The following is a 20,024-nucleotide window of genomic DNA, read 5'->3' as shown; positions in this document are numbered from 1 at the left end:
AGGTGCTTATTTGCCGCCCTGGCTGGCGACGGCCGCGGCACCCGCGGCGGCTGCCTCGGGGTCCAGGTATTCGCGCGGACGAACCGGGCGCAAGTTCTCGTCCAGCTCGTAGCGCAGCGGAATGCCGGTGGGGATGTTCAGCCCGGCGATATCGTCATCGGAGATCCGGTCCAGGTGCTTGACCAGCGCGCGCAACGAATTGCCGTGTGCCGCAACGAGAACGGTCTTGCCCGAGAGCAGGTCCTTGGAGATGGTCGACTCCCAGTACGGGACCATCCGGTTCACCACGTCGAGCAGGCATTCGGTCTTGGGGACGTCGATGCCGTCGTAGCGCGGGTCGCTCTCCTGGCTGTACTCGTTGGCCGGGTCGATGGGCGGCGGCGGGGTGTCGTAGCTGCGCCGCCACAGCATGAACTGGTCGTCGCCGTACTGGTCGCGGACCTGCGCCTTGTTCTTGCCTTGCAGATCGCCGTAGTGGCGCTCGTTGAGGCGCCAGTCGCGCACGACCGGGATCCAGTGCCGGTCGGCAGCGTCCAGCGCGATATTCGCGGTGCTGATCGCGCGCCGCAACACGGAGGTGTAGACGATATCGGGCAGAATGCCGTGTTCGGCCAGCAGTTCCCCGGCGCGCTTGCCCTCGGCGATGCCCTTATCGGTCAGGTGCACATCCACCCAACCGGTGAAAAGGTTCATGGCATTCCATTCGCTCTCGCCGTGGCGCAGCAACACGAGGGTGTACGTCATGCAGGCCATTCTGGCATGTACGCGAACCGGGCTCGCATCCGTTCCCACTGCTCAGGAGATGACATCGGCCGTATCGTGGCCCGCAGCGAGCACACCCGCGCCAACCAGGGTGGCGCCATTGGTGATTCGCGACGGCACCACCTGCAGCTCGCGCAGGAAGTCCAAACCCGCGTGCCGGGTCAGCGCCGCGCGCAGCGGTTCCCACAGCGGTTCACCCGATTGCGCGAAGCCGCCGCCGATCACCACCCGATCGATATCGAGCGTCGCTGCCGCGGAGGCGACGGCCGTGCCGAGTGCGGTTCCGGCCCGATGCAGCGCCGCGAGTGCGATCTCGTTGCCGGTGTGCGCGGCCTTCGCCAGCCCGGCGCCGGTCTCGCCGCGCCAACCCTGTTCGCGCGCCCAGCGCACCGATGACATACCGCTGGCGATCGCCTCCACGCAGCCGACGCCGCCGCATTCACACGGGACATCCCAACCCGGCACCACGATATGGCCGACGTGTCCGGCATTGCCGGTGCGCCCGAGCACCACCCGACCGTCGGCGATGATGCCGCCGCCGATGCCCGAGGAGACCGTCATGGCCAGGCCGTTCGGAATGCCGCGCAGCGCGCCGACGTGATGTTCGGCCAGCGCCAGGCAGGCGCCGTCGATGGCGAATCGCACTGCGGCGGAAGGGAACAGCCGCTGCACCTCGGCCACGATCGGAAAGCCCGGCTTCCATTCCGGAATGTTCAGCGGCCCGGTGACACCGGTGCGCACATCGACCGGCCCGGCCGAACCGATCCCGATCGCCGAGACCGTCGCGTCACCGGCCACCTCCAGTAGCAGGTCGCGGCACGCCGACCACACCGATTCCCGGGGCACATCGACCCGCCGCACATCGCGTACCTTCCGCCCCCCGTAGACCACCCCGGCGGCGAATTTCGTCGCACCGATATCCAGAGCAAGAACCATCATCGCCGGGCAGCCTCCTGTTATCTCGCGGCCCCACGCGCACGTTGCGCCACAGCGCGATTGTCACCTATGCCGAGCGCATCGGCGTGGGATCCGACGGCAACGAACTTCCTGCTCGGATCCGGACCGAGTCTGTCGGCCTCAGCTGCGCTCCCCGACGCCTTGCTTCGTCTGTGCACCCGTTGTCGCAGGCACCAGGAGGCGGGCACTGGCGACATCGGGAGTGCTTGTGCAGCAAGGCCGGTCCGGGGCAGGCTCAGAGCTGGTCGGCGGCCTCGACCAGATGCTCGAAGGCGCGCAGGTTCTGCAGGGATTCGCCGCGCGATACCCGCCACTTCCATTCCCGGCGAATGGATTCGGCGAAGCCGAGTTCCAGCAGGACATTGAAGTCGGCGTCGACGGCCTCGAGGATCTGGCCGAAGATCCGATCCAGTTCATCGGGGGTGACGGCATGGGTGGCCATGCGGCCGACCAGATAGATATCGCCGATCCGGTCCAGTGTGTAGGCCACACCGTAGAGGCGGCGGTTGCGACGCAGCAGGAATTTGTAGACGCCCTCGAAGTTCTCGTCGGGCTTGCGGCACACGAACGATTCGATCCGCAGTCCGTGCTTACCGACGGTGAGCATCACGGTGGTCTTTAGTTTGCGCTCACCGGGCAGGATGACGACAAACGTCTCCTGGCTGGGATGGGTGTACTCGATCTCGCGCTCGCGCAGCGTTTCGTCGATCAGCTGTGCGGTCGCGGCTGCCGTGCTCATCGGTGCGCTCCCGTCCGGCGCCGCCACAGCGCCCGCGATCTGGCCTGACTGGTCTCGCCGAGGAGAACAGCACTGCGGTCCCCCGTCAGGCTAGTGCGTTCACCCGGCAACTCGGCCCGCGCGGCCTCGAAGACCTTGCGGCGGCCCGCACCGAGACCGGCACGTAGTGCGCGGAAATCGGCGAGCGCCGCCGAATAGCTGGCGAGCAGTCCGTCCGCGGTGTGCTCCCAGGAGAAATGCCCGGCGTGCCCGACCGCGCGCAGACCCATCCGACGTAGTCGCTCGCCGTCGTCGAGCAGGTGGCCGAGGGCATCGGCCCAGTCCGGCGTCCGATGTCCGGGGACGAGCAGGCCGGTCTCACCGTGACGCACGGCGGTGCCGAGCCCGCCCACATCGGCCGCGAGCACCGGGGTGCCGCTGGCCTGCGCCTCGATGGCGACCAGACCGAAGGATTCGTTGTAGCTGGGCACCGCGACCAGGTCGGCGGCCCGATACACCTGGACCAGGCGATCCGGCGGCTGCGGCGGCAGGAAGGTGACGTGCTCGGCGATACCGAGCGCGGCCGCGAGTTCGATCAGTGAATCGGGGCGCTCCAGTCCGGTACCGGACGGTCCGCCGACGATGAGCACCCGCAGCTTGCGCGCCGGGTCGCGGTACAGCAGCTCGGCGGCCGCGCGGACCAGCACATCCGGGGCCTTGAGCGGCTGGATGCGGCCGATGAACGCGACGATCCGCTCGTCGGTGGCCAGACCCAATTCGGCTCGGGCCGCCGCCTTTTCACCGGGACAGTAGCGAGTCAGATCCGCGCCGGGCGGCACCACATCGATGCGCTCGGGATCGGCGCCGTACAGCTCGATGAGCTGGCGCGCCTCCTCCGCGGTATTGGCGACCATGCGATCGGCCTCGGCGATCACCTGCTTCTCGCCGATCTCGCGAGTCGCGGGTTCGGGGCAGTCGCCCTCGGCCAGCGCCGCGTTCTTCACCGCCGCCAAGGTGTGCGCGGTGTGCACCAGCGGCACCCGCCAGCGGTCGCGCGCCAGCCAGCCGACCTGACCGGAGAGCCAGTAGTGCGAATGGACGAGGTCATAGTGTCCGGGCAGGTGTCTGGCCTCTTGGCGCAGCACCTCGGCCGTGAATGGGCACAGCTGAGTCGGCAGGTCGTGCTTGTCCAGCCCCTCGAACGGGCCCGCCACCACATTGCGCACCAGCACCCCCGGGGCCGCCTCCTGGACCGGCGGGACGTTCGAGGAGGTGGCCCGGGTGAAAATCTCGACCTCGGTGCCGCGTCGGGCCAGCTGAATGGCGGTCTGCAGGACATAGACGTTCATGCCGCCTGCATCGCCGGTACCCGGTTGAGCAAGTGGTGAGGTGTGCACCGATAACACGGCAATCCGATTCGGCCGTAGGTCCGGGCGTTGACTCACACCATCCATAGTGCACGTTGAATTGCCCAACCCAGACACCGTAACCGGGACGAGTGACAGTCGTCACAGCAGTTTCGTGAGGGTTCTCACGCGCGGTGCAAATATCTGCCCGGCGCTGATCTTGGCACCGGGACACGACAAGTCTGCTCGAGCCGAGCGTGCGTCGCCAGCGAATTTCGGACGGCTAATTCAGACCGTCGATGAACGCGCTCACCTCGGCGACGAAGCGGGCCCGATCCTCGATGAACAGCCCGTGCTGCGCGTCCTCCCAGAACGAGCCGCGGCCGTCGGGCACCGCGTCGAGGATGTAGCGACCGTTCTCGATCGGCACGACCGGATCCTTGGTCCCGTGCAGGACCAGCACCGGAATATCCAGAGCACGTAGCGTTTCGGTGTTGTCGACGGTCCGGTAGAACAGCGCCTTGCGCACCCGGGGCGGCGTGCCGAGGCTCGCACCGAAGATGCGCTGGGCATCGACGCCCTTATCCGGACCGGGTCCGGTATTGGCATTGCCGAAGGCGCCGAAGGCGCGCAACGCACGACCCGCGCTCTCCTCGAAGACACCGGGAATGGCCTCCTGCATGGCCGAACCGGTCTCCGCGCCGGGCGCGCGACCGATATTGGCCATCGAACCCGAGTAGATGACGGCCGCGACCGCGCCGGTGCCGTAGGCGGTCAGATAGTCGCTGATCACGATGCCGCCGTAGGACCAGCCGAGCAGCACCGCATCGGATCGGATGCCCTCGGCGGCGAGCACCGCGGCGATATCGGCGGCCCATTTCTTCGGATCGTCGTAGCCGGTCTCCGGGGCGCCGGAGTAGCCGTGACCGCGCAGGTCGACGGCGAGCACTCGGAAACGCACGGCCAGCTCGTCCGCGGCCGCACCCCAGCACTGCAGATTGGCCGACCAACCGTGTACCAGCACCAGCGGCGTGCCGTCGGCCGGGCCGCTGACCCGATAGACGATGCTCGTTCCGTCCGCACTGACCGCTTCCCGAATAGCCATGCCACCGAGGCTAGTCCGCCTCGCCCGCGCCTTTTGCCGGTCGTAGGTGCGACAGACGTCCCATCGCGGATCGGCGATCAGTGGCCGGTCTGCTTGTTCTGGACGTCCCCGGCGAGTTACCCGGTACTTACGAAATCAGGTCATGCGTTCCATGCAGCCGCGGTCTTCGGCAAATTTTCTGCACTTAGGATCGGAAATATGAGCATTCGCACTGCCGTCGTCACCGGAGCCAGCTCGGGAATCGGGGAAGCCACCGCCCGGGAACTCGCCAAACAGGGCTATCACGTGGTCGTCGGCGCCCGCAGGCTCGATCGGCTGCGGCGCCTCGCCGACGAAATCGGCGGCACCGCACTCGAACTCGATGTGACCTCGGAGGATTCCGTACGCAGTTTCACCGAAGCGATCGAGAACGCCGATGTGCTCGTCAACAATGCGGGTGGCGCGAAGGGGCTGACCCCGGTGGCCGAGGCGGATCTGGACGACTGGCGCTGGATGTGGGAAACCAATGTGCTCGGCACGCTGCGGGTGACCAAGGCGTTGCTGCCGAAGCTGATCGCCTCGGGCGACGGGCTCATCGTCACCATCACCTCGGTCGCCGCCTTCGAGGCCTACGACAATGGCTCCGGCTACACCTCGGCCAAGCACGCACAGGCCGTACTGCACCGCACATTGCGCGGCGAATTGCTCGGCCAGCCGGTGCGGCTCACCGAAATCGCACCCGGCGCAGTGGAAACCGAGTTCTCGCTGATTCGATTCGCTGGCGACGAAGAGCGCGCGGCCAAGGTGTACGAGGGCATTGATCCGCTGGTTGCGCAGGATATCGCGGAGATCATCGGGTTCGTGGCGTCGCGACCGTCACATGTGAATCTGGACCAGATCATCGTCAAGCCCCGTGACCAGGCCGGTCCGGGACGCTTCGCTCGCCGCGGCTGACGGAATCGGCGATACTCCATCTGATTCAGCGTTTCTCGATTGCTGTGAATTCGCTCCAGCGTGGCGCGAACGTTAGCATCGGGTGTTTGAAACGCATCTAGACCAGATTGGAGTAGCTCGGCTCATGCTCAAGGGTTTCAAAGATTTCCTGATGCGCGGGAACGTTATCGATCTTGCGGTCGCGGTGGTCATGGGTACCGCGTTCACCGCGGTGGTGACGGCGGTGACGAAGGGAGTCGTCAATCCGCTGCTCGCGGTATTGGGTAAGACCAACGAGCTGGGACTCGGCGTTCAGCTGGTCTCGGGTAAGCCGGCCACCTTCATCGCGATCGGGCCGATCATCACCGCGCTCATCGACTTCGTGCTGGTCGCCGCGGTGCTGTACTTCGTGCTGATGGTGCCGATGAAGACGCTGAAGAACCGCTTCGGCACCGCCAAGGTGGCCGAGCCGTCCGAGATCGAATTGCTCATCGAGATTCGCGATCTGCTGGCCAAGCAGCAGAAGGATTCGGTCGTCGACACCGAATCGTTCGGTAAGGACGGTTCGCTCGTCAAGGAGCACGCGCGGTAATCGCCACGCGCCGAATATGTTTCGCCCCCGCACGGTTCTTCCGAGCGGGGGCGATTCTCATTCAGGCGCCGACGTATGTTGCGAGGTGTTCGCCGGTGAGAGTGGCGCGCTCGGCGACCAGGTCGGCGGGCGTGCCCTCGAAGACGATCTTGCCGCCGTCGTGGCCCGCGCCGGGACCTAGGTCGATGATCCAGTCGGCATGGGCCAAAACTGCCTGGTGGTGCTCGATGACGATGACCGACTTACCCGAGTCGACCAGCCGATCGAGCAGGCCGAGCAACTGCTCGACATCGGCGAGATGCAGGCCCGTCGTCGGCTCGTCGAGGACGTAGACGCCGCCCTTCTCGGCCATATGGGTGGCCAGCTTGAGCCGCTGCCGCTCGCCGCCGGACAGCGTGGTGAGCGGCTGGCCGAGGGTGAGGTAGCCGAGCCCGACATCGGCGAGCCGGTCGAGGATCTTCTCCGCGGCCGGTGTGCGCGCCGCATCGTCGCTGAAGAACTCCTGCGCCTCGGTCACCGACATCGCGAGCACCTCGCTGATATCGCGGCCGCCGAGGTGGTACTCGAGCACCGCGGCCTGGAACCGCTTGCCCTCACATTCCTCACAGGTGGTGGCGACACCGGCCATGACCGCGAGGTCGGTGTAGATGACGCCCGCGCCGTTGCAGTTGGGGCATGCACCCTCGGAGTTGGCGCTGAAAAGCGCCGGCTTGACGCCGTTTTCCTTCGCGAATGCCTTGCGGATCGGGTCGAGCAGTCCGGTGTAGGTCGCCGGGTTGCTTCGTCGCGAACCGCGGATCGCGCCCTGATCGACCGACACCACGTCCGTGGAGCTTGCGGAGCGGCCATTGAGCTGAGCTGCGCCCGCGGGGATGGAGCCGTGCACGAGCGAGCTCTTGCCCGAGCCCGCGACGCCGGTGATGACGGCGAGCACGCCGAGCGGAATATCGACATCGACATCCCGCAGGTTGTTGGTCGATGCACCGCGAATCGCCAACGCGCCGTTGGACTTTCGCACCGTCTTCTTCAGCGAGGCGCGGTCGTCGAAGTGACGGCCGGTAATGGTGCCGCTGCCGCGCAGCCCATCGACGCTGCCCTCGAAGCAGACGGTGCCGCCGCCCGTACCCGCGCCGGGCCCCAGGTCGACGATGTGGTCGGCAATGACGATCGTCTCCGGCTTGTGCTCGACGACGAGCACCGTATTGCCCTTGTCCCGCAGCCGCAGCAACAGTTCGTTCATCCGCTGGATGTCATGCGGATGCAGACCCGCGGTGGGCTCGTCGAATACATAGGTGACGTCGGTGAGCGAGGAGCCGAGGTGGCGGATCATCTTGACGCGCTGCGCCTCACCACCCGACAGCGTGCCCGCGGGCCGCTCCAGCGACAGATAGCCGAGTCCGATCTCCACGAAGGAGTCGAGGGTGTGGCGCAACGAGGTCAGCAGCGGCGCCACCGACGGCTCCTTCAGCCCGCTGACCCATTCGGCCAGATCGCTGATCTGCATGGCGCAGGCGTCGGCGATGCTGATGCCCTTGATCTTCGACGATCGCGCCAACTCGCTGAGCCGGGTGCCATCGCATTCTGGGCAGATCTGGAAGGTGACCGCCCGCTCCACGAACGCGCGGATATGCGGCTGCAGCGCGTCGACATCCTTGGACAGCATCGACTTGCGGATCCGCGGGATCAGGCCCTCGTAGGTCAGGTTGATGCCATCGACCTTGATCTTGATCGGCTCCTTGTAGAGCAGATCGTTGAGTTCGCGCTTGTTGAACTTCTTGATCGGCTTGTCCGGATCGAAGAACCCACAGCCGGTGAAGATGCGGCCGAACCAGCCGTCCATGCTGTAGCCGGGGATGGTGAGCGCGCCCTCGTTCAGCGATTTGGTGTCGTCGTACAGCTGGGTCAGGTCGATGTCGTTGACCGAACCCCGGCCCTCACAGCGCGGACACATGCCACCGGTAATGCTGAAGCTGCGGCGCTCCTTGACCGTCTTGCCGGCACGCTCTACCGCGACCGCACCCGCGCCGCTGATCGACGCGACATTGAAGGAGAACGCCTGCGGTGAGCCGATATGCGGCTTGCCGAGTCGGCTGAACAGGATGCGCAACATGGCACTGGCGTCGGTGGCGGTGCCGACCGTGGAGCGCGGGTCGGCGCCCATCCGCTGCTGGTCGACGATGATCGCGGTGGTCAGCCCATCGAGCACGTCGACATCGGGCCGCGCCAGCGTGGGCATGAAGCCCTGCACGAAGGTGCTGTAGGTCTCGTTGATCAGCCGCTGCGACTCCGCGGCGATGGTGTCGAATACCAGCGAACTCTTGCCCGAGCCGGAAACACCGGTGAACACCGTCAAGCGGCGCTTCGGGATTTCGATGCTGATGTCTTTGAGGTTGTTCACGCGCGCGCCGAACACGCGGATCAGATCGTGGCTGTCGGCAGCGTGTGGGGCCTGCGTGTCCGTCTTCTTGGCCATTCTGATCGGTTCTCCATCTGGTTGCGCGGGCCGCCTGCGCGGTCTCCGTCGGAGTCGACTGGCTCGATCTGATCAGCTTCGAGCAGTGCGTTCGGTACTTCTACGGCAGGTGGCCGTGGCAATTGCGCGCCATGGGATCGACACCGGTGGCTTGCGGCCGCCACCGGCGTCTCTGCGATTGCCGAGGCTCAGCTCAACTGCTGGATACGGACCATGTTTCCGGCGGGATCGCGGAAAGCGCAGTCGCGAACTCCGTACGGCTGATCGGTCGGCTCCTGGACGACCTCGGCATCGGTGGCCTGCACCTTCTCGAAGGTGGCGTCGACATCCTTGGTCGCCAGCAGGATGCTGGCGTAGGTGCCCTTCGCCATCATCTCGGCGATGGTGCGGCGCTCGTCGTCGGTGATGCCGGGGTCGGCGGCCGGCGGATGCAGGACGATGGATGTGCCGGGCTGGTCGACCGGGCCGACGGTGAGCCAGCGCATCCCGTTGAATCCGACGTCTTTGCGGAGTTCGAAGCCGAGGGCGTCGCGGTAGAAGGCCAGGGCGGCCTCCGGGTCGTCCTGCGGGAGGAAGCTCGCTTGAATGATGATGTCCATGGCGTTCACGCTAGTTGCGCCTTGTTGGCCGGCGCTTCTCGATTCCTGATCGGTCTCGTCACCCGTTTCACGACGAGCGTCGGCAGATCCACCGTGGCGTGCTCGGCCTGCTCCCGGTAGGCGCTCGGCGGAATTCCGACCAATTCGGTGAACCGTGTGCTGAAGGTGCCCAGCGACTGGCAGCCGACCGCGAAACAGACCTCGGTGACGCTGAGATCGCCACGCCGCAACAGCGACATCGCGCGCTCGATGCGCCGCGTCATCAGATAGGAGTACGGCGACTCGCCGTAGGCGAGCTTGAACTGGCGGCTCAAGTGACCGGCCGATATGTGCTCGTCGCGGGCCAGCCGCTCGACGTCGAGCGGCTGCGCGTACTCCCGGTCGATCCGGTCGCGGACACGACGCAGGCGAGCGAGCTCGCGCAGGTTGTCCTCCGTGGCTGGTCTGCTGGTCACCTGACCGATCGTCGCATGTCGCGCGGGGATTGCCTAGCTCAGCGACCGCCGGCGGGCAGCGGCGGCACCGGTGTCGCGGACACCCGATTCTTCGGTTCGCCCTGCAATGCCGACAGCCCGGTCCAGGTATTCCAGTCGATGGTCCAGTCGTAGAGATCGCCATCGGCGGCCGACAGCGCGATCGACGTGCCGGTCACCTCGACCGGATCGCCGTAGAGCGCGGTCGGGAAGTAGGCCTGCGCGTCGCTCGGCGACAGGTTGATGCAGCCGTTGGTGACATTCGAAGAGCCCTGTGCCGAAAGGGATTCCGGGTTGGCGTGAATGAATTCGCCATTATTCGAGATGCGTACGGCCCACCGTTCGCGAACATTGGTGTAGAACGGCGGATTCGACATCATGAAGTCTTCGTACTTCTCGGTGACGACGTGCACTCCGGAGCGGGTGACATTGCGCGCCTCATTGCCCTCGCCGTAGCTGACCGGGATATCGACGACGACCTGTCCGTCGCGCACGACCTGCATGCGATGACTCGGTGCGTTGGCCTTGACGATCTGGCTGCGGCCGATGCGGAAATCCGAAGTGAGATCGGAATATCCGTAGTTTCCGCCGCCGAGATCCAGGCCGTAGAGCTTGGCCGCGACGTGCACGGTGGTGCCGGGCGCCCAGTAGTCCTTCGGTCGCCAGTGCACGCGCGAGCCGCCGTTGTCGTCCGGGAACCAGGCCCACGCGCCCTCGGTCGGCGGATTGGTAGTGACGGTGAGCGCCTTCTCCACCGCGGCCTTGTTCTGCACAGATCCCTTGAACTGCAAGATGATCGGCGCGGCGATGCCGACTTCCTGGTTATCGGCGATGTTGAGCGTCGCGGGGAAGGTGTTCTTCGGTGCCAGGGTGGTGAAGGTGCCGTCGATCGGGACCGGCTTGTGGTCGGCGCCGACCGCGGTGCCGGACCAGGTGTATTTGGCGTCGTAGCCGAGCGGTTCGGTGGTCTGGTAGCTGTGCTTGTCCGCGGCGAGTTCGCCGGCGACCTGCTTGCCGTTGGCATTGGTCAGCGCGATCTGATCGATGGCGCCGTCGGTGACGGTGACCGAGATCGGTGCGGTCGGATTGACGTTCTTGGCGTCTGCGCCCGGCGTCAGCGTGACCTTCGCAAGGGGGGTGTTGTCTTTGGCGGAGTCGCTACTACCGCCTTTGTCGGACGTGCATCCGGCCACCAGCGCGACTACCACGAGCAGCACGGCGGAGACGGCGGCGGCCGGTCTGTGGATGACTGGACGATGGCTCACTTCATCGAATTTACGCGGCGAAAACCGCCCGATTGGGCTGCGAAGAGTGTGGTGTCCGTTTCACCGTTTAAAGATCCACCCCAATGGGTACCGGCTCTGGTTCCAGCCGAATACCGAATCGCTCGGCGACACCGTCGCGGACCGTGCGGGCCAGTGCGACCAGATCGGCGGCGGTCGCACTGCCACGGTTGGTCAAGGCCAGCGTATGTTTCGTGGACAGCCGGGCCGGGGCGTGCGGGCCCGGAAAACCCTTGCCGAAGCCCGCCCGCTCGATGAGCCAGCCCGCGGAGAATTTGACGCCGTCGGGGGCCGGATAAGTCGGAATCGTGACGTCGCCCACATGGGCGATGATCGCAGCCTTCACTGCCTCGACACGGTGATCCGGCACGACCGGATTGGTGAAGAACGAGCCCGCACTCCAGGTGTCGTTGTCGGCGGGGTCGAGCACCATGCCCTTGCCCGCGCGCAACTTCAGCACCGCCGCCCGCACCTGATCGGCGGGCCTGGAGTCACCGTTGCCCGCGCCGAGTGCGTTCGCGAGCTCGCCGTAGCGCAGCGGTGCGCTCGCGCCATCGTGGTTGAGGACGAAGTCCACCGCGAGCACCACGGCGGTATCGCGATGCTTGAGTGCGCTGGTGCGGTAGCCGAAGCCGAGTTCGGCCGGTTCGACCCAGCGGATCTCGCCGCTCGCGCGATCCAGCAGGCGCACCCGGCGCAGCAGACTCTCGACCTCCACGCCGTACGCCCCGACGTTCTGTACCGGCGTCGCACCGGCCGATCCGGGAATGCCCGACAGGCATTCCAGCCCGCCGAGACCGGCCTCGATCGTGGCCGCGACCACCGCGTCCCAGTTCGCACCTGCCTCGGCGACCACACCGTGCGCGCCGATCTCGACCGCCTCGTTGCGCACCAGGACCACGACACCGTCGAAGCCGTCGTCGCCGATGAGCAGGTTGGATCCACCTGCGAGCAGCAGTAGTGGAATGCCGGCGGTGTCCAGCGTCCGGACTGTCGCGACCAGCGCTTCGGTTGTCGCACATTCCGCGACCGTGGCCGCACCGCCGACCCGCAATGTGGTCAGCTCGGCCAGCCGCACCGATTCGCGCAGCCGCGCACCGCTATCGACCAGCAGCTCGCGCAGCTGGTCCGCCGACACCACCCGTGAAGTTCGCACGCCCCAGACGGTAGCCTGTTCGACCATGGCTACACCCCTGGCGTACACGGCTCGCTACTCGCATCCGGTTGCCGCCGTACGCGCGGCCTTCGCCGATGAGCAGTACTGGAAGGACCGCATCGCCGAGGTGGGTGGCGATAATGCCCGGCTGGATTCGGTCAGCGTCAATGGCGACCAGGTCAACGTCGAGATGGTGCAGGTCATCGCCGCCGAGCTGCTGCCGGCCGCGATCACCGCGGTGCGGCCCGGTGATCTGATCATCCCGCGCACCGAGAGCTGGACCGGCGATTCGGCCACCTTCACCGCGCGGGTGGAGGGTGCGCCCGCCGAGGTCCGCGGGACCATCGAGCTCACGGCCGACGGCTCCGGTTCGGTGGCCGAGACCAAGGGCACCATCGAGGTCAAGATTCCGCTGTTCGGCGGGAAGATCGAGGCCGCGATCGCGGAGCGGTTGACCGAACTGCTGGCGAACGAGGAAGAGTTCACCAACAACTGGCTCGCCGGGCACTGAGCTCGGTCGGCCGCGGGGCAGTGATCACCCCAGGTGTGGGGTGGCGCGCGAGTTCGACGCCCACCAGCGATTCGATGCAAGTCCGGCGAGCATGGCTCCGATCGCGTTGACGAGGACATCGTCGACGGACGAGTGGCGGCCGATGCACAGCGCGAACTGCGACACCTCCACCACGCTGGACAGCACCGCGCCGACCAGCAGCAGCCGCCACGGGTCGGCGAACCAGGCCCAGCGCAGCGGCAGCAGAAAGCCGAGTGCGGCGAATACCAACAGATTTCCGCCGAGCTGCTCGACGACGCGATCGTCGCGCAGCTGATCGATCAGATCGCGCAGCGGCACCACATTCACCGAACGACCGGCGCCCGCCGGGGTGAGGATCATCCACAACCACGGCGCGGTGCCGACCACAACGCCGACCTCGCACAGGGCATTGCGCCACGAACCCCGCCGCCGCGCCAGCCACCACGCGACACAACCGGCGAGCGGAAGTGCCGCGATCGTCGCCGTGATCACCCCGCCCCACGCCTCCCACGTACTGTTCATACCGCGATTCTGACCGGACGATGTGCAGATTCCGCGTGGCGTGGGTGTGACGATTGTGGCGAATCCCCAGACCCACCGCCGAGCGATGCGGCGGCAATCGGTCCCGGTAACGTAATCCCACATGGCCCGCCGACTGGACTATTCAGCCCGCTTCCCGCTGCACACCACCAAGGAGCTGTACGCGGCGCTGTCGACCCGGGAGTACTGGGACGACCGGTGCGCGGAGATGTCGAAAATATCTCCGGGCAATGAGGTCAGCAGCCTCGAGGTCAGCGACTCCGGTATCGATGTCGTGCTCAACCACATCCTGCCGCGCGACATGCTGCCGGAGATCGCGCAGGCGGTCATGCGCAAGGACATGGTCATCACCCGCAAGGAGAGCTGGGGACCGTTCGACGAGAACGAGTCCGTCGGCAAGTTCTCCGCCTCGATACCGGCCGGGCCGGGCAGCCTCGGCGGCACCATTCGCCTGTTCCCCACCGATACCGGCTGCACCATGCGGTTCTCCTCCGAGGCCAAGGTGTTCATCCCGATGGTCGGCCCGCGACTCGAGCAGCTGATGCTGGTCAACCTGGTCGACCTGTTCCGCGGCGAGGCCGAGCAGACCGTGAAGTGGCTGGAAGAGCAAAACCCGACCCGCTGAGACCGGTCGGCACCATCACCAGGGGCACCACCGGTGTCAACCGATTACGACGCAGCGACCGCTGGCTGATCCACGACGAACTGGTCACCGGTCGACTGCGCAGTGCGGCCGATCCGCTGGTCGTCGATCTCGGTTATGGGGCGAGTCCGTGGACCACGCTGGAGTTGGCGGTCCGGCTGCGCACGGTCCGCGCGGATGTGCGGGTGGTCGGGCTGGAGATCGATCCGGAACGGGTGGTGCCCGGCCGCGACGGCGTCACCTTCGCCCGCGGCGGATTCGAATTGGCCGGGCTGCGACCGGTGCTGGTACGCGCGTTCAACGTGCTGCGGCAATATCCGGAAACCGCCGTCCCCGATGCGTGGGCCACCATCCTGTCCAGGATGGATCCGGACGGTTTACTCGTCGACGGCACCTGCGATGAGCTGGGCAGACGCTGCGCCTGGGTGCTGCTGGATCGATCCGGACCGCTCTCACTCACCCTGGCCTGGGATCCGTTCACGGTCGAGCGTCCGTCCGATATCGCCGAGCGCCTGCCGAAAGTATTGATCCACCGCAACATTCCCGGCGAGCCGATCCACGCGCTTTTGGCGGCCGCTGATCGCGCATGGGCCCGTGCCGCCCCGCTCGCCCCCTTCGGCCCCCGAGTGCGCTGGCGCGCCGCGGCGGAATACCTCCGCCACGAAGGTCTCCCGGTGCGCACCTACCGCCGCCGCATGCGCGACTGCGTGCTGTCGATCCCCTGGTCTGCCGTCGCGCCCAACCAAGCGCACTGAGTCGCGGCCCGATCACCGCAACGGGGCAGTCGATGGGATCAAGATCAGGTGGAACTGATGGCGGAGGCTTCTCGGGCGATGCCGCCACAGATGCCACCTGATCTTGATCGTGACATCTAGATGGCCCCGCTCGGGTGGGCAAGTCGCGCCGTGGGTGGTTCGTTGTGTCGAGGGGTGTTAGGGGCGGCCGAGGATTGTGCGGAGGTAGGCGGCGAGGGCCGCGAGCGGGAGGATCGAGGTCGGCTCGAAGGGCTGACGCCAGAGGCCGCCGTGGGCGGCACCGGCTACGAATATGGCCTCGGGGTTCGTGTCGGCGGGTGTTTCGGGTGGGGCGAAGAGGTCGGCGACGAGCTTGGCCGCCAAGAGAGTTCGGGCGGTGTCGGGGTCGAATACTTCGATGCCGAAGTGGCGGGCGCCGCGGTAGGAGGCGGCGAGGGAGCGTTGGGCGCGGAGGGATTTCGTCCTGACGGGTGGTGCGACGGCGCATGAGACCGTGCGGCCCGCGGTGTGCGCGAGGACGGTACGCCAGCGCAGGAGGCGTTGGGCCAGTGCGTGATTCGGACCTTGGGCGGGGAGCAGTGCGTCGGCGACGCTCCAGGTCGCGCCGAGGTGGTCCGGATTCGTGGTCCGGTAGTTGGGTCGGTACAGGGTTGATGCGGTGAGCACGCGCAACAGGCGCGGTCCTACACCGCACTCGCGCAGGCGGGCGTGGGCGTCCGCGATGACGTCCTCGGGCACGGCATAGCAGTCGGTCGGCGAACCGAGATATGCGATGGCCGCGTCATCGCGGTGCTCGAGCAGATCCTCGACGAGGACATCCAGCGCGGCGGCCAGCCGAACCCCTTGCGGTCCGGGACCATTCGCGTACAGGCCGAATACCGGGCGAGCGTCGTGGTCGAACTGCGCGCGAATCCAGTGCACCAACGCCGGGAACTGCCTGGTGATATCCGCACCGGGTCCGACCGTGACGGGATAGCGCAGCCGTCCCGCCCCTGCCTTCGCGATATCCGAAATCTCGCGCCACCGCTGCGATCCGGGCAGGTCTATCGCGAGAACGTCAGCGCCCCACCGCAATAGCGGTCGCAGCGGGCCGAGTTCGGCCGCCGCCCCGGTGACGATCACCCGGAAACCGGACAGCGACAACCACTCCGGATGATCGATCACCCGCTCCACCGCCGCCGCGAAGGCGGGCTCGATGATGCCACGGCGACGCCAGTCGGTGAGCTGCTGCCACAGCGCCTCCTCGGCCAATAGCTCTCCGCGGAACGGAATTTCGAGTCGGGGCGCGGGTTTCGCGGTCCCGTCGATCCGGCCGGTCCGGAGTCCGTCGGGTGTGGCGATCGCATCGACGTCGACGCTGTGCAGCGGCGCGATCGTGTGCCCGGTCACGAAACGCAGCAGCTGGCGTGCTGCCCGCAACCCGTCGGTCGCGATCCCCACCGACACCGCGGGCGAGCTCGCGGCCAAGGCGGTCAGGCCACGGAAGATGCCGCGGTAGTCACAGTGCCAGTCCCGGCAGGTTTCGACCTGTTGTGCGAGGTCGGCGTCATATCCGCGGACCGCGTCGGCGACCACGGCGGTGGCGAACATATCACCGATGCGCTCGGGCGCTCCGGACGGAAAGACGAGATCCCAATTGCCCTGACCTACCGTCCCCATGGTCAGTCACCCTGCCATGATTGCGCGCCGGGCAAAACCGGAGATCGAACGAATTGATAGCAGAATCGGATCATTCGCGACTTCACCGCGCCGATCACGCGGCAGTGAGGGCCCGGTGCACGCGAGCCGCCGCACGCGGGGGTAGTCGCACACTCGCGGAACGGATTTCATCGATACCGCAACGGTGGATGGCGACCGCGTCGCCGACCACCTCATCCAATGCGGATTGCCCGATAGCGGCCTCGGCCAGATCGAGCACCGTGCGCACCGGCGTGGTCACCAGAAATCCACCCGCGGATTCGAGATCGGCCGGAATCAGCGGGCGGCGCAGCACCACCAGTCGCGGGGTGACCGGCGGCCGTCCCGCACCGACCGACATATGCAGGAATCGCGGACATAGTCGACCGAGTCCGTGCAACTCCGCAGCACTCTGATGCGACACCGCGGCCGCCCCGTCGAACCAGGCCGCCCACATGGCGTATTCGTCGAGCGGGCCGTTGGGCCAATCGGCCAGCCGCAACAGCCCGACCCCGGCGCGCGTCACCGAGCCGTCGCCGAGACCGGCGCGAACGCGGGCCTCACACCCGGCACGCAGTACCTGCCTGGTAGTAAAGAACCCGGCATGGCGCCCGGCCAATCGCCGCAGCACACGCCACCCGTGCTCGGCGGAATCGAGTGCACGGCCCGCCGCATCGCCAGCCATGTCGACCAGGCTACGCTCGAATTCTGTGTCACATGTCACAATCGAACCCCTCACGGCGCCCTCAGACCGAGCACAGAAACGTGGTGAAGAATCGAGCGCATGAGTACGAAGAGCCCATCCACCCTGAAGGTCAACCGGCGCGCCCTGGTGATCACCCTCGTCGTGGTCGCGATTCTGCTCGCTACCGTGCTGGTCGGCGGGGAGGCATATGCGCGGTACCAGGTATCACGGTGCATCAGCACACAATTCGAGAAGGATATGGGTTCGAAGATCGATGTGAGCTTCGGAGCCAAGCCCATGCTGATCACCTGGATCGACGGGAAGGTCGATCAGGTGAAAGTGAACAGCGACGATTCCAAGTTCGGTCCGGCCGTCGGCATGGTGGTGCACGCCAGGTTCAACAATGTCGAGGTCGGCAATAGTGGCAGCGGCAACACCATCGGCAGCTCGTCGGCCGATGTCACCTGGGGCAACGACGGCATCCGGGAAACGCTCGGCGGCCTGGTCAGCGGCGTGTCGTCCTCCGCGTCGAGCGGGATGCTGACCCTGGATGTGCTCGGTGGGCTCGCGCAGTTGCAGGTGAAGCCGGAGATCAAGGACGGCACCGTGCAGGTCGAGACGAAGTCGGCGGCACTGCTCGGGATGGGGATACCGACCGATCTGGTTTCGGGCATCGTCGAGGTGTTCACGCAGAGTCTGCAGAGCTACCCGCTCGGTATGAAGGCCACCGAGGTCAAGGTCACCGATAACGGCGTCGCGGTGAAGCTGGCGGGTGGGCGGACCGAACTGCCCGCCGCGCAGGACAGCAGCGGTAGCGTCAGCTGCTGATCCGGCTCTCAGGTCCGGGCCGTTGTGCCGGACCAGCGGGCTTTGGGGTCGAGATGGCTATCCAGGTAGCCATTTCCATGGTCACGTTGTCGAATCCACAACGCTGATTGTCGGGCTCGGGATCAGGCGGGGAATCCCTCCAGCACCGCACGGGATTTCGAAAGCCCGAGACGGGTCGCGCCGGCGGCGATCAACTCGGCGGCGGCCTCGGAGGTGCGGATGCCGCCGCTGGCCTTCACGCCCAGACGTCCGCCGACGGTCTCGGCCATGAGCTGGACCGCGTGCACGCCGGCACCACCGGAGGGGTGAAATCCCGTGGAGGTCTTCACGAAATCGGCCCCGGCACGTTCGGCGGCGCGGCAGACCTCGACGATCGCGGCATCGGACAGCGCCGCCGATTCGATGATCACCTTGAGCACCGCGCGATCCCCCATTGCCTCACGCACCGTCACGATGTCGGACAGCACCGCGCTGTAATCGCCTGCGCGCGCGGCTCCGACATCGATCACCATATCGACCTCCGCCGCGCCCTGTTCGATCGCGAGGCGCGCCTCGGCGCCCTTCACGAGCGAATGGTGCTTCCCGGAAGGGAATCCGGCGACCGTCGCGACCACCACGCCGGACGCTCGAATCGGCAACATAGATGGTGATACGCAGATCGCGTACACGCCGAGTTCGCGTGCCTCCGCGACCAAAGCGTTCACCTCCGCGGCAGTCGCCTCCGGCGCCAGCAGCGTGTGATCGATCATGGCGGCCACTTCGGCCCTGGTCAGCGACGCGGAATTTGCCACAGGGTGAGAGTCTGGCATACCGGTGGCGAATTCCATTGCGCGCCTGGCGACACATCGCGCACACTCGATACTGTCGGTGGAGCTACGGACATCGCTTTGCGACTGCCCAGCCGACTGTTGCGCAGTTGCGGAGGGCCCCATTCGTTCAGGAGGAGACGACACCGTGCTGATCCGTCGCGAACGCGCCGACGATGCCGCTGGGATCGCGGCCGTCCACCGCAGCGCCTTCGGACCGCAGTACGCGAATACCGACAACGGCCGGGGGACGGCCGAACTCACCGACGACAGCGCCGCGGACCCACCCGAGGTCGACCTCGTCACCCGGCTGCGCAGCGACTCGGGCTGGATCCCCACCCTCTCGATGGTCGCGGTCGAACACGACACCGTCATCGGGCACGTCTGTCTCACCCGCGCGGGCGTCGGCCCGTTCCCGGTGCTCGCCCTCGGCCCGATCGGTGTGCTGGCCGACCATCAGGGCAATGGCGTCGGCGCGGCCATGATGCACGCCGCCCTCGGCGCCGCCGACGCCCTCGACGAACCCCTGATCGGTCTGGCCGGGAGCATCGACTACTACCCCCGATTCGGCTTCACCCCCGCCGCCCGCCTCGGCATCACGCCGGATGAACCGGCCTGGGTTTCCCACTTCCAGGTGCGGGCATTGTCGGCGTACGACTCGCAGATCACCGGCGAATTCCGCTACGCGGAACCGTTTTACGAGTTGTAGGTCGGGGGCCGGGTTCGGGGTTACGGTCCGAGCGGAGGCTAGGGACCGATGCTCGGAATTCACACAACAGCTCACCAGGTGTTCAGCGATACCCACCAAAGCGGCGACTTCAAGATCACCATGTATTGGTGGAGGCAAACGTCGAGAGTGGCACTCCCGGAATACCCTCTCGGTGGTGTCAGGGGTGGTGGAGCATGTCGTAGACGTAGGAGCGTTCGTGTTTGCGGGAGACCCAGGCGCCTTCGGGAGGGAGGGGGCCTTGGCCGGGGTCGTCGAAGGGGCGACTCAGGACTTCGCCGGAATCGGTGCAGATCGACCAGCCGAAGTCCGGTAGGCGGCGGCACCAGAGGTCGTGATCGACTCGCTTGTAGGACGGGTAGCCGTAGGCCCAGCCGTCGCGCACGAATTCGTACGTCAGCCCATCGAGCTGTCGTACGAACTTCACACGCGTCACATTTCCATTGTCGGCTTTC

Annotated in this window: 22 protein-coding genes; 7 read left to right on the top strand and 15 right to left on the bottom strand. The window is 66.6% G+C overall.

Annotated elements, in window-relative coordinates:
* Positions 1-6: 6 nt before the first annotated feature.
* The 5 genes from ACIBW7_RS25660 to ACIBW7_RS25640 all read right to left on the bottom strand — a co-directional run bounded on the left by ACIBW7_RS25660 (position 7) and on the right by ACIBW7_RS25640 (position 4,888).
* A complete protein-coding gene (locus tag ACIBW7_RS25660; protein ID WP_397050451.1) occupies positions 7-744 on the bottom strand; it encodes a phosphoglyceromutase in 738 nt (245 codons plus the stop codon).
* 51 nt (positions 745-795) lie between these two features.
* A complete protein-coding gene (locus ACIBW7_RS25655; protein ID WP_397050449.1) occupies positions 796-1,701 on the bottom strand; it encodes an ROK family protein in 906 nt (301 codons plus the stop codon).
* A gap of 253 nt (positions 1,702-1,954) precedes the next feature.
* Entirely contained in the window at positions 1,955-2,458 is a 504-nt protein-coding gene (locus ACIBW7_RS25650) for a YbjN domain-containing protein (RefSeq protein WP_397050447.1), read from the bottom strand.
* Entirely contained in the window at positions 2,455-3,891 is a 1,437-nt protein-coding gene (gene mshA / locus ACIBW7_RS25645; protein ID WP_397050445.1) for a D-inositol-3-phosphate glycosyltransferase, read from the bottom strand. The genes ACIBW7_RS25650 and mshA overlap by 4 nt, the downstream gene beginning before the upstream one ends.
* A gap of 175 nt (positions 3,892-4,066) precedes the next feature.
* A complete protein-coding gene (locus tag ACIBW7_RS25640) occupies positions 4,067-4,888 on the bottom strand; it encodes an alpha/beta fold hydrolase (RefSeq protein WP_397050443.1) in 822 nt (273 codons plus the stop codon).
* A 198-nt stretch (positions 4,889-5,086) separates the two neighbouring features.
* On the opposite strand from ACIBW7_RS25640, the gene ACIBW7_RS25635 reads away from it, so the two are divergent.
* Both ACIBW7_RS25635 and mscL read left to right on the top strand, forming a co-directional pair.
* Positions 5,087-5,821 carry an SDR family NAD(P)-dependent oxidoreductase gene (locus ACIBW7_RS25635; RefSeq protein ID WP_397050441.1) on the top strand — a complete coding sequence of 245 codons (735 nt, stop codon included), beginning with the start codon at positions 5,087-5,089 and terminating at the stop codon, positions 5,819-5,821.
* 124 nt (positions 5,822-5,945) lie between these two features.
* Entirely contained in the window at positions 5,946-6,392 is a 447-nt protein-coding gene (gene mscL, locus ACIBW7_RS25630) for a large conductance mechanosensitive channel protein MscL (RefSeq protein ID WP_397050439.1), read from the top strand.
* 61 nt (positions 6,393-6,453) lie between these two features.
* On the opposite strand, the gene ACIBW7_RS25625 is transcribed toward mscL, so the two are convergent.
* The 5 genes from ACIBW7_RS25625 to ACIBW7_RS25605 all read right to left on the bottom strand — a co-directional run bounded on the left by ACIBW7_RS25625 (position 6,454) and on the right by ACIBW7_RS25605 (position 12,376).
* Positions 6,454-8,865 carry an ATP-binding cassette domain-containing protein gene (locus ACIBW7_RS25625; RefSeq protein ID WP_397050437.1) on the bottom strand — a complete coding sequence of 804 codons (2,412 nt, stop codon included), beginning with the start codon at positions 8,863-8,865 and terminating at the stop codon, positions 6,454-6,456.
* Between the two features lie 188 nt (positions 8,866-9,053).
* Positions 9,054-9,464 carry a VOC family protein gene (locus tag ACIBW7_RS25620; protein WP_357471754.1) on the bottom strand — a complete coding sequence of 137 codons (411 nt, stop codon included), beginning with the start codon at positions 9,462-9,464 and terminating at the stop codon, positions 9,054-9,056.
* A 5-nt stretch (positions 9,465-9,469) separates the two neighbouring features.
* Positions 9,470-9,919: a helix-turn-helix transcriptional regulator gene (locus ACIBW7_RS25615; protein WP_397050434.1), complete on the bottom strand. Its 450-nt coding sequence runs from the start codon at positions 9,917-9,919 to the stop codon at positions 9,470-9,472.
* Positions 9,920-9,957: 38 nt separating this feature from the next.
* A complete protein-coding gene (locus ACIBW7_RS25610) occupies positions 9,958-11,202 on the bottom strand; it encodes an Ig-like domain-containing protein (RefSeq protein WP_397050432.1) in 1,245 nt (414 codons plus the stop codon).
* Positions 11,203-11,269: 67 nt separating this feature from the next.
* Positions 11,270-12,376 (bottom strand): UDP-N-acetylmuramate dehydrogenase, encoded by a 1,107-nt coding sequence (locus tag ACIBW7_RS25605; RefSeq protein WP_397050430.1) that lies wholly within the window; start codon positions 12,374-12,376, stop codon positions 11,270-11,272.
* Between the two features lie 25 nt (positions 12,377-12,401).
* Between ACIBW7_RS25605 and ACIBW7_RS25600 the strand changes: the two genes are divergently transcribed.
* Entirely contained in the window at positions 12,402-12,887 is a 486-nt protein-coding gene (locus ACIBW7_RS25600) for a DUF2505 domain-containing protein (RefSeq protein ID WP_397050428.1), read from the top strand.
* 24 nt (positions 12,888-12,911) lie between these two features.
* On the opposite strand, the gene ACIBW7_RS25595 is transcribed toward ACIBW7_RS25600, so the two are convergent.
* Positions 12,912-13,430 (bottom strand): VanZ family protein, encoded by a 519-nt coding sequence (locus ACIBW7_RS25595; protein ID WP_397050426.1) that lies wholly within the window; start codon positions 13,428-13,430, stop codon positions 12,912-12,914.
* A gap of 121 nt (positions 13,431-13,551) precedes the next feature.
* Here ACIBW7_RS25595 and ACIBW7_RS25590 point away from each other — a divergent pair, with 121 nt between their 5' ends.
* Entirely contained in the window at positions 13,552-14,073 is a 522-nt protein-coding gene (locus ACIBW7_RS25590) for a DUF2505 domain-containing protein (RefSeq protein WP_397050424.1), read from the top strand.
* Positions 14,043-14,846 (top strand): class I SAM-dependent methyltransferase, encoded by an 804-nt coding sequence (locus tag ACIBW7_RS25585; RefSeq protein ID WP_397050422.1) that lies wholly within the window; start codon positions 14,043-14,045, stop codon positions 14,844-14,846. The genes ACIBW7_RS25590 and ACIBW7_RS25585 overlap by 31 nt, the downstream gene beginning before the upstream one ends.
* A gap of 177 nt (positions 14,847-15,023) precedes the next feature.
* Here the strand turns inward: ACIBW7_RS25585 and ACIBW7_RS25580 are convergent, their stop codons facing one another.
* Both ACIBW7_RS25580 and ACIBW7_RS25575 read right to left on the bottom strand, forming a co-directional pair.
* The gene (locus ACIBW7_RS25580; RefSeq protein ID WP_397050420.1) at positions 15,024-16,505 is read right to left on the bottom strand and encodes a hypothetical protein; all 1,482 of its coding nucleotides are present in this window, start codon (positions 16,503-16,505) and stop codon (positions 15,024-15,026) included.
* Between the two features lie 94 nt (positions 16,506-16,599).
* Entirely contained in the window at positions 16,600-17,208 is a 609-nt protein-coding gene (locus ACIBW7_RS25575) for a hypothetical protein (protein ID WP_397050418.1), read from the bottom strand.
* 99 nt (positions 17,209-17,307) lie between these two features.
* Here ACIBW7_RS25575 and ACIBW7_RS25570 point away from each other — a divergent pair, with 99 nt between their 5' ends.
* A complete protein-coding gene (locus ACIBW7_RS25570; protein WP_397050416.1) occupies positions 17,308-18,036 on the top strand; it encodes a DUF2993 domain-containing protein in 729 nt (242 codons plus the stop codon).
* 122 nt (positions 18,037-18,158) lie between these two features.
* Here the strand turns inward: ACIBW7_RS25570 and deoC are convergent, their stop codons facing one another.
* Positions 18,159-18,845 (bottom strand): deoxyribose-phosphate aldolase, encoded by a 687-nt coding sequence (gene deoC / locus ACIBW7_RS25565; protein ID WP_397050414.1) that lies wholly within the window; start codon positions 18,843-18,845, stop codon positions 18,159-18,161.
* A 145-nt stretch (positions 18,846-18,990) separates the two neighbouring features.
* On the opposite strand from deoC, the gene ACIBW7_RS25560 reads away from it, so the two are divergent.
* A complete protein-coding gene (locus ACIBW7_RS25560) occupies positions 18,991-19,551 on the top strand; it encodes a GNAT family N-acetyltransferase (RefSeq protein ID WP_397050412.1) in 561 nt (186 codons plus the stop codon).
* Between the two features lie 178 nt (positions 19,552-19,729).
* On the opposite strand, the gene ACIBW7_RS25555 is transcribed toward ACIBW7_RS25560, so the two are convergent.
* A complete protein-coding gene (locus ACIBW7_RS25555) occupies positions 19,730-20,005 on the bottom strand; it encodes a hypothetical protein (RefSeq protein WP_357471782.1) in 276 nt (91 codons plus the stop codon).
* Positions 20,006-20,024 lie beyond the last annotated feature (19 nt).

This window comes from Nocardia sp. NPDC049526 (assembly GCF_044465765.1).
Classification (GTDB): Bacteria; Actinomycetota; Actinomycetes; order Mycobacteriales; family Mycobacteriaceae; genus Nocardia.
Note: the sequence above shows the minus strand (reverse complement) of the source record. Positions and strands in the feature narration are given on the sequence as shown.

Coding starts and splice junctions, on each gene's coding strand:
- ACIBW7_RS25620 (WP_357471754.1), bottom strand. CDS start 9,464: ATGGACATCATCATTCAAGCGAGCTTCCTCCCGCAGGACGACCCGGAG.
- ACIBW7_RS25635 (WP_397050441.1), top strand. CDS start 5,087: ATGAGCATTCGCACTGCCGTCGTCACCGGAGCCAGCTCGGGAATCGGG.
- ACIBW7_RS25650 (WP_397050447.1), bottom strand. CDS start 2,458: ATGAGCACGGCAGCCGCGACCGCACAGCTGATCGACGAAACGCTGCGC.
- deoC (WP_397050414.1), bottom strand. CDS start 18,845: ATGCCAGACTCTCACCCTGTGGCAAATTCCGCGTCGCTGACCAGGGCC.
- ACIBW7_RS25640 (WP_397050443.1), bottom strand. CDS start 4,888: ATGGCTATTCGGGAAGCGGTCAGTGCGGACGGAACGAGCATCGTCTAT.
- ACIBW7_RS25575 (WP_397050418.1), bottom strand. CDS start 17,208: ATGGCTGGCGATGCGGCGGGCCGTGCACTCGATTCCGCCGAGCACGGG.
- ACIBW7_RS25600 (WP_397050428.1), top strand. CDS start 12,402: ATGGCTACACCCCTGGCGTACACGGCTCGCTACTCGCATCCGGTTGCC.
- ACIBW7_RS25595 (WP_397050426.1), bottom strand. CDS start 13,430: ATGAACAGTACGTGGGAGGCGTGGGGCGGGGTGATCACGGCGACGATC.
- ACIBW7_RS25660 (WP_397050451.1), bottom strand. CDS start 744: ATGACGTACACCCTCGTGTTGCTGCGCCACGGCGAGAGCGAATGGAAT.
- ACIBW7_RS25580 (WP_397050420.1), bottom strand. CDS start 16,505: ATGGGGACGGTAGGTCAGGGCAATTGGGATCTCGTCTTTCCGTCCGGA.
- mshA (WP_397050445.1), bottom strand. CDS start 3,891: ATGGATGGTGTGAGTCAACGCCCGGACCTACGGCCGAATCGGATTGCC.
- ACIBW7_RS25570 (WP_397050416.1), top strand. CDS start 17,308: ATGAGTACGAAGAGCCCATCCACCCTGAAGGTCAACCGGCGCGCCCTG.
- mscL (WP_397050439.1), top strand. CDS start 5,946: ATGCTCAAGGGTTTCAAAGATTTCCTGATGCGCGGGAACGTTATCGAT.
- ACIBW7_RS25590 (WP_397050424.1), top strand. CDS start 13,552: ATGGCCCGCCGACTGGACTATTCAGCCCGCTTCCCGCTGCACACCACC.
- ACIBW7_RS25625 (WP_397050437.1), bottom strand. CDS start 8,865: ATGGCCAAGAAGACGGACACGCAGGCCCCACACGCTGCCGACAGCCAC.
- ACIBW7_RS25655 (WP_397050449.1), bottom strand. CDS start 1,701: ATGATGGTTCTTGCTCTGGATATCGGTGCGACGAAATTCGCCGCCGGG.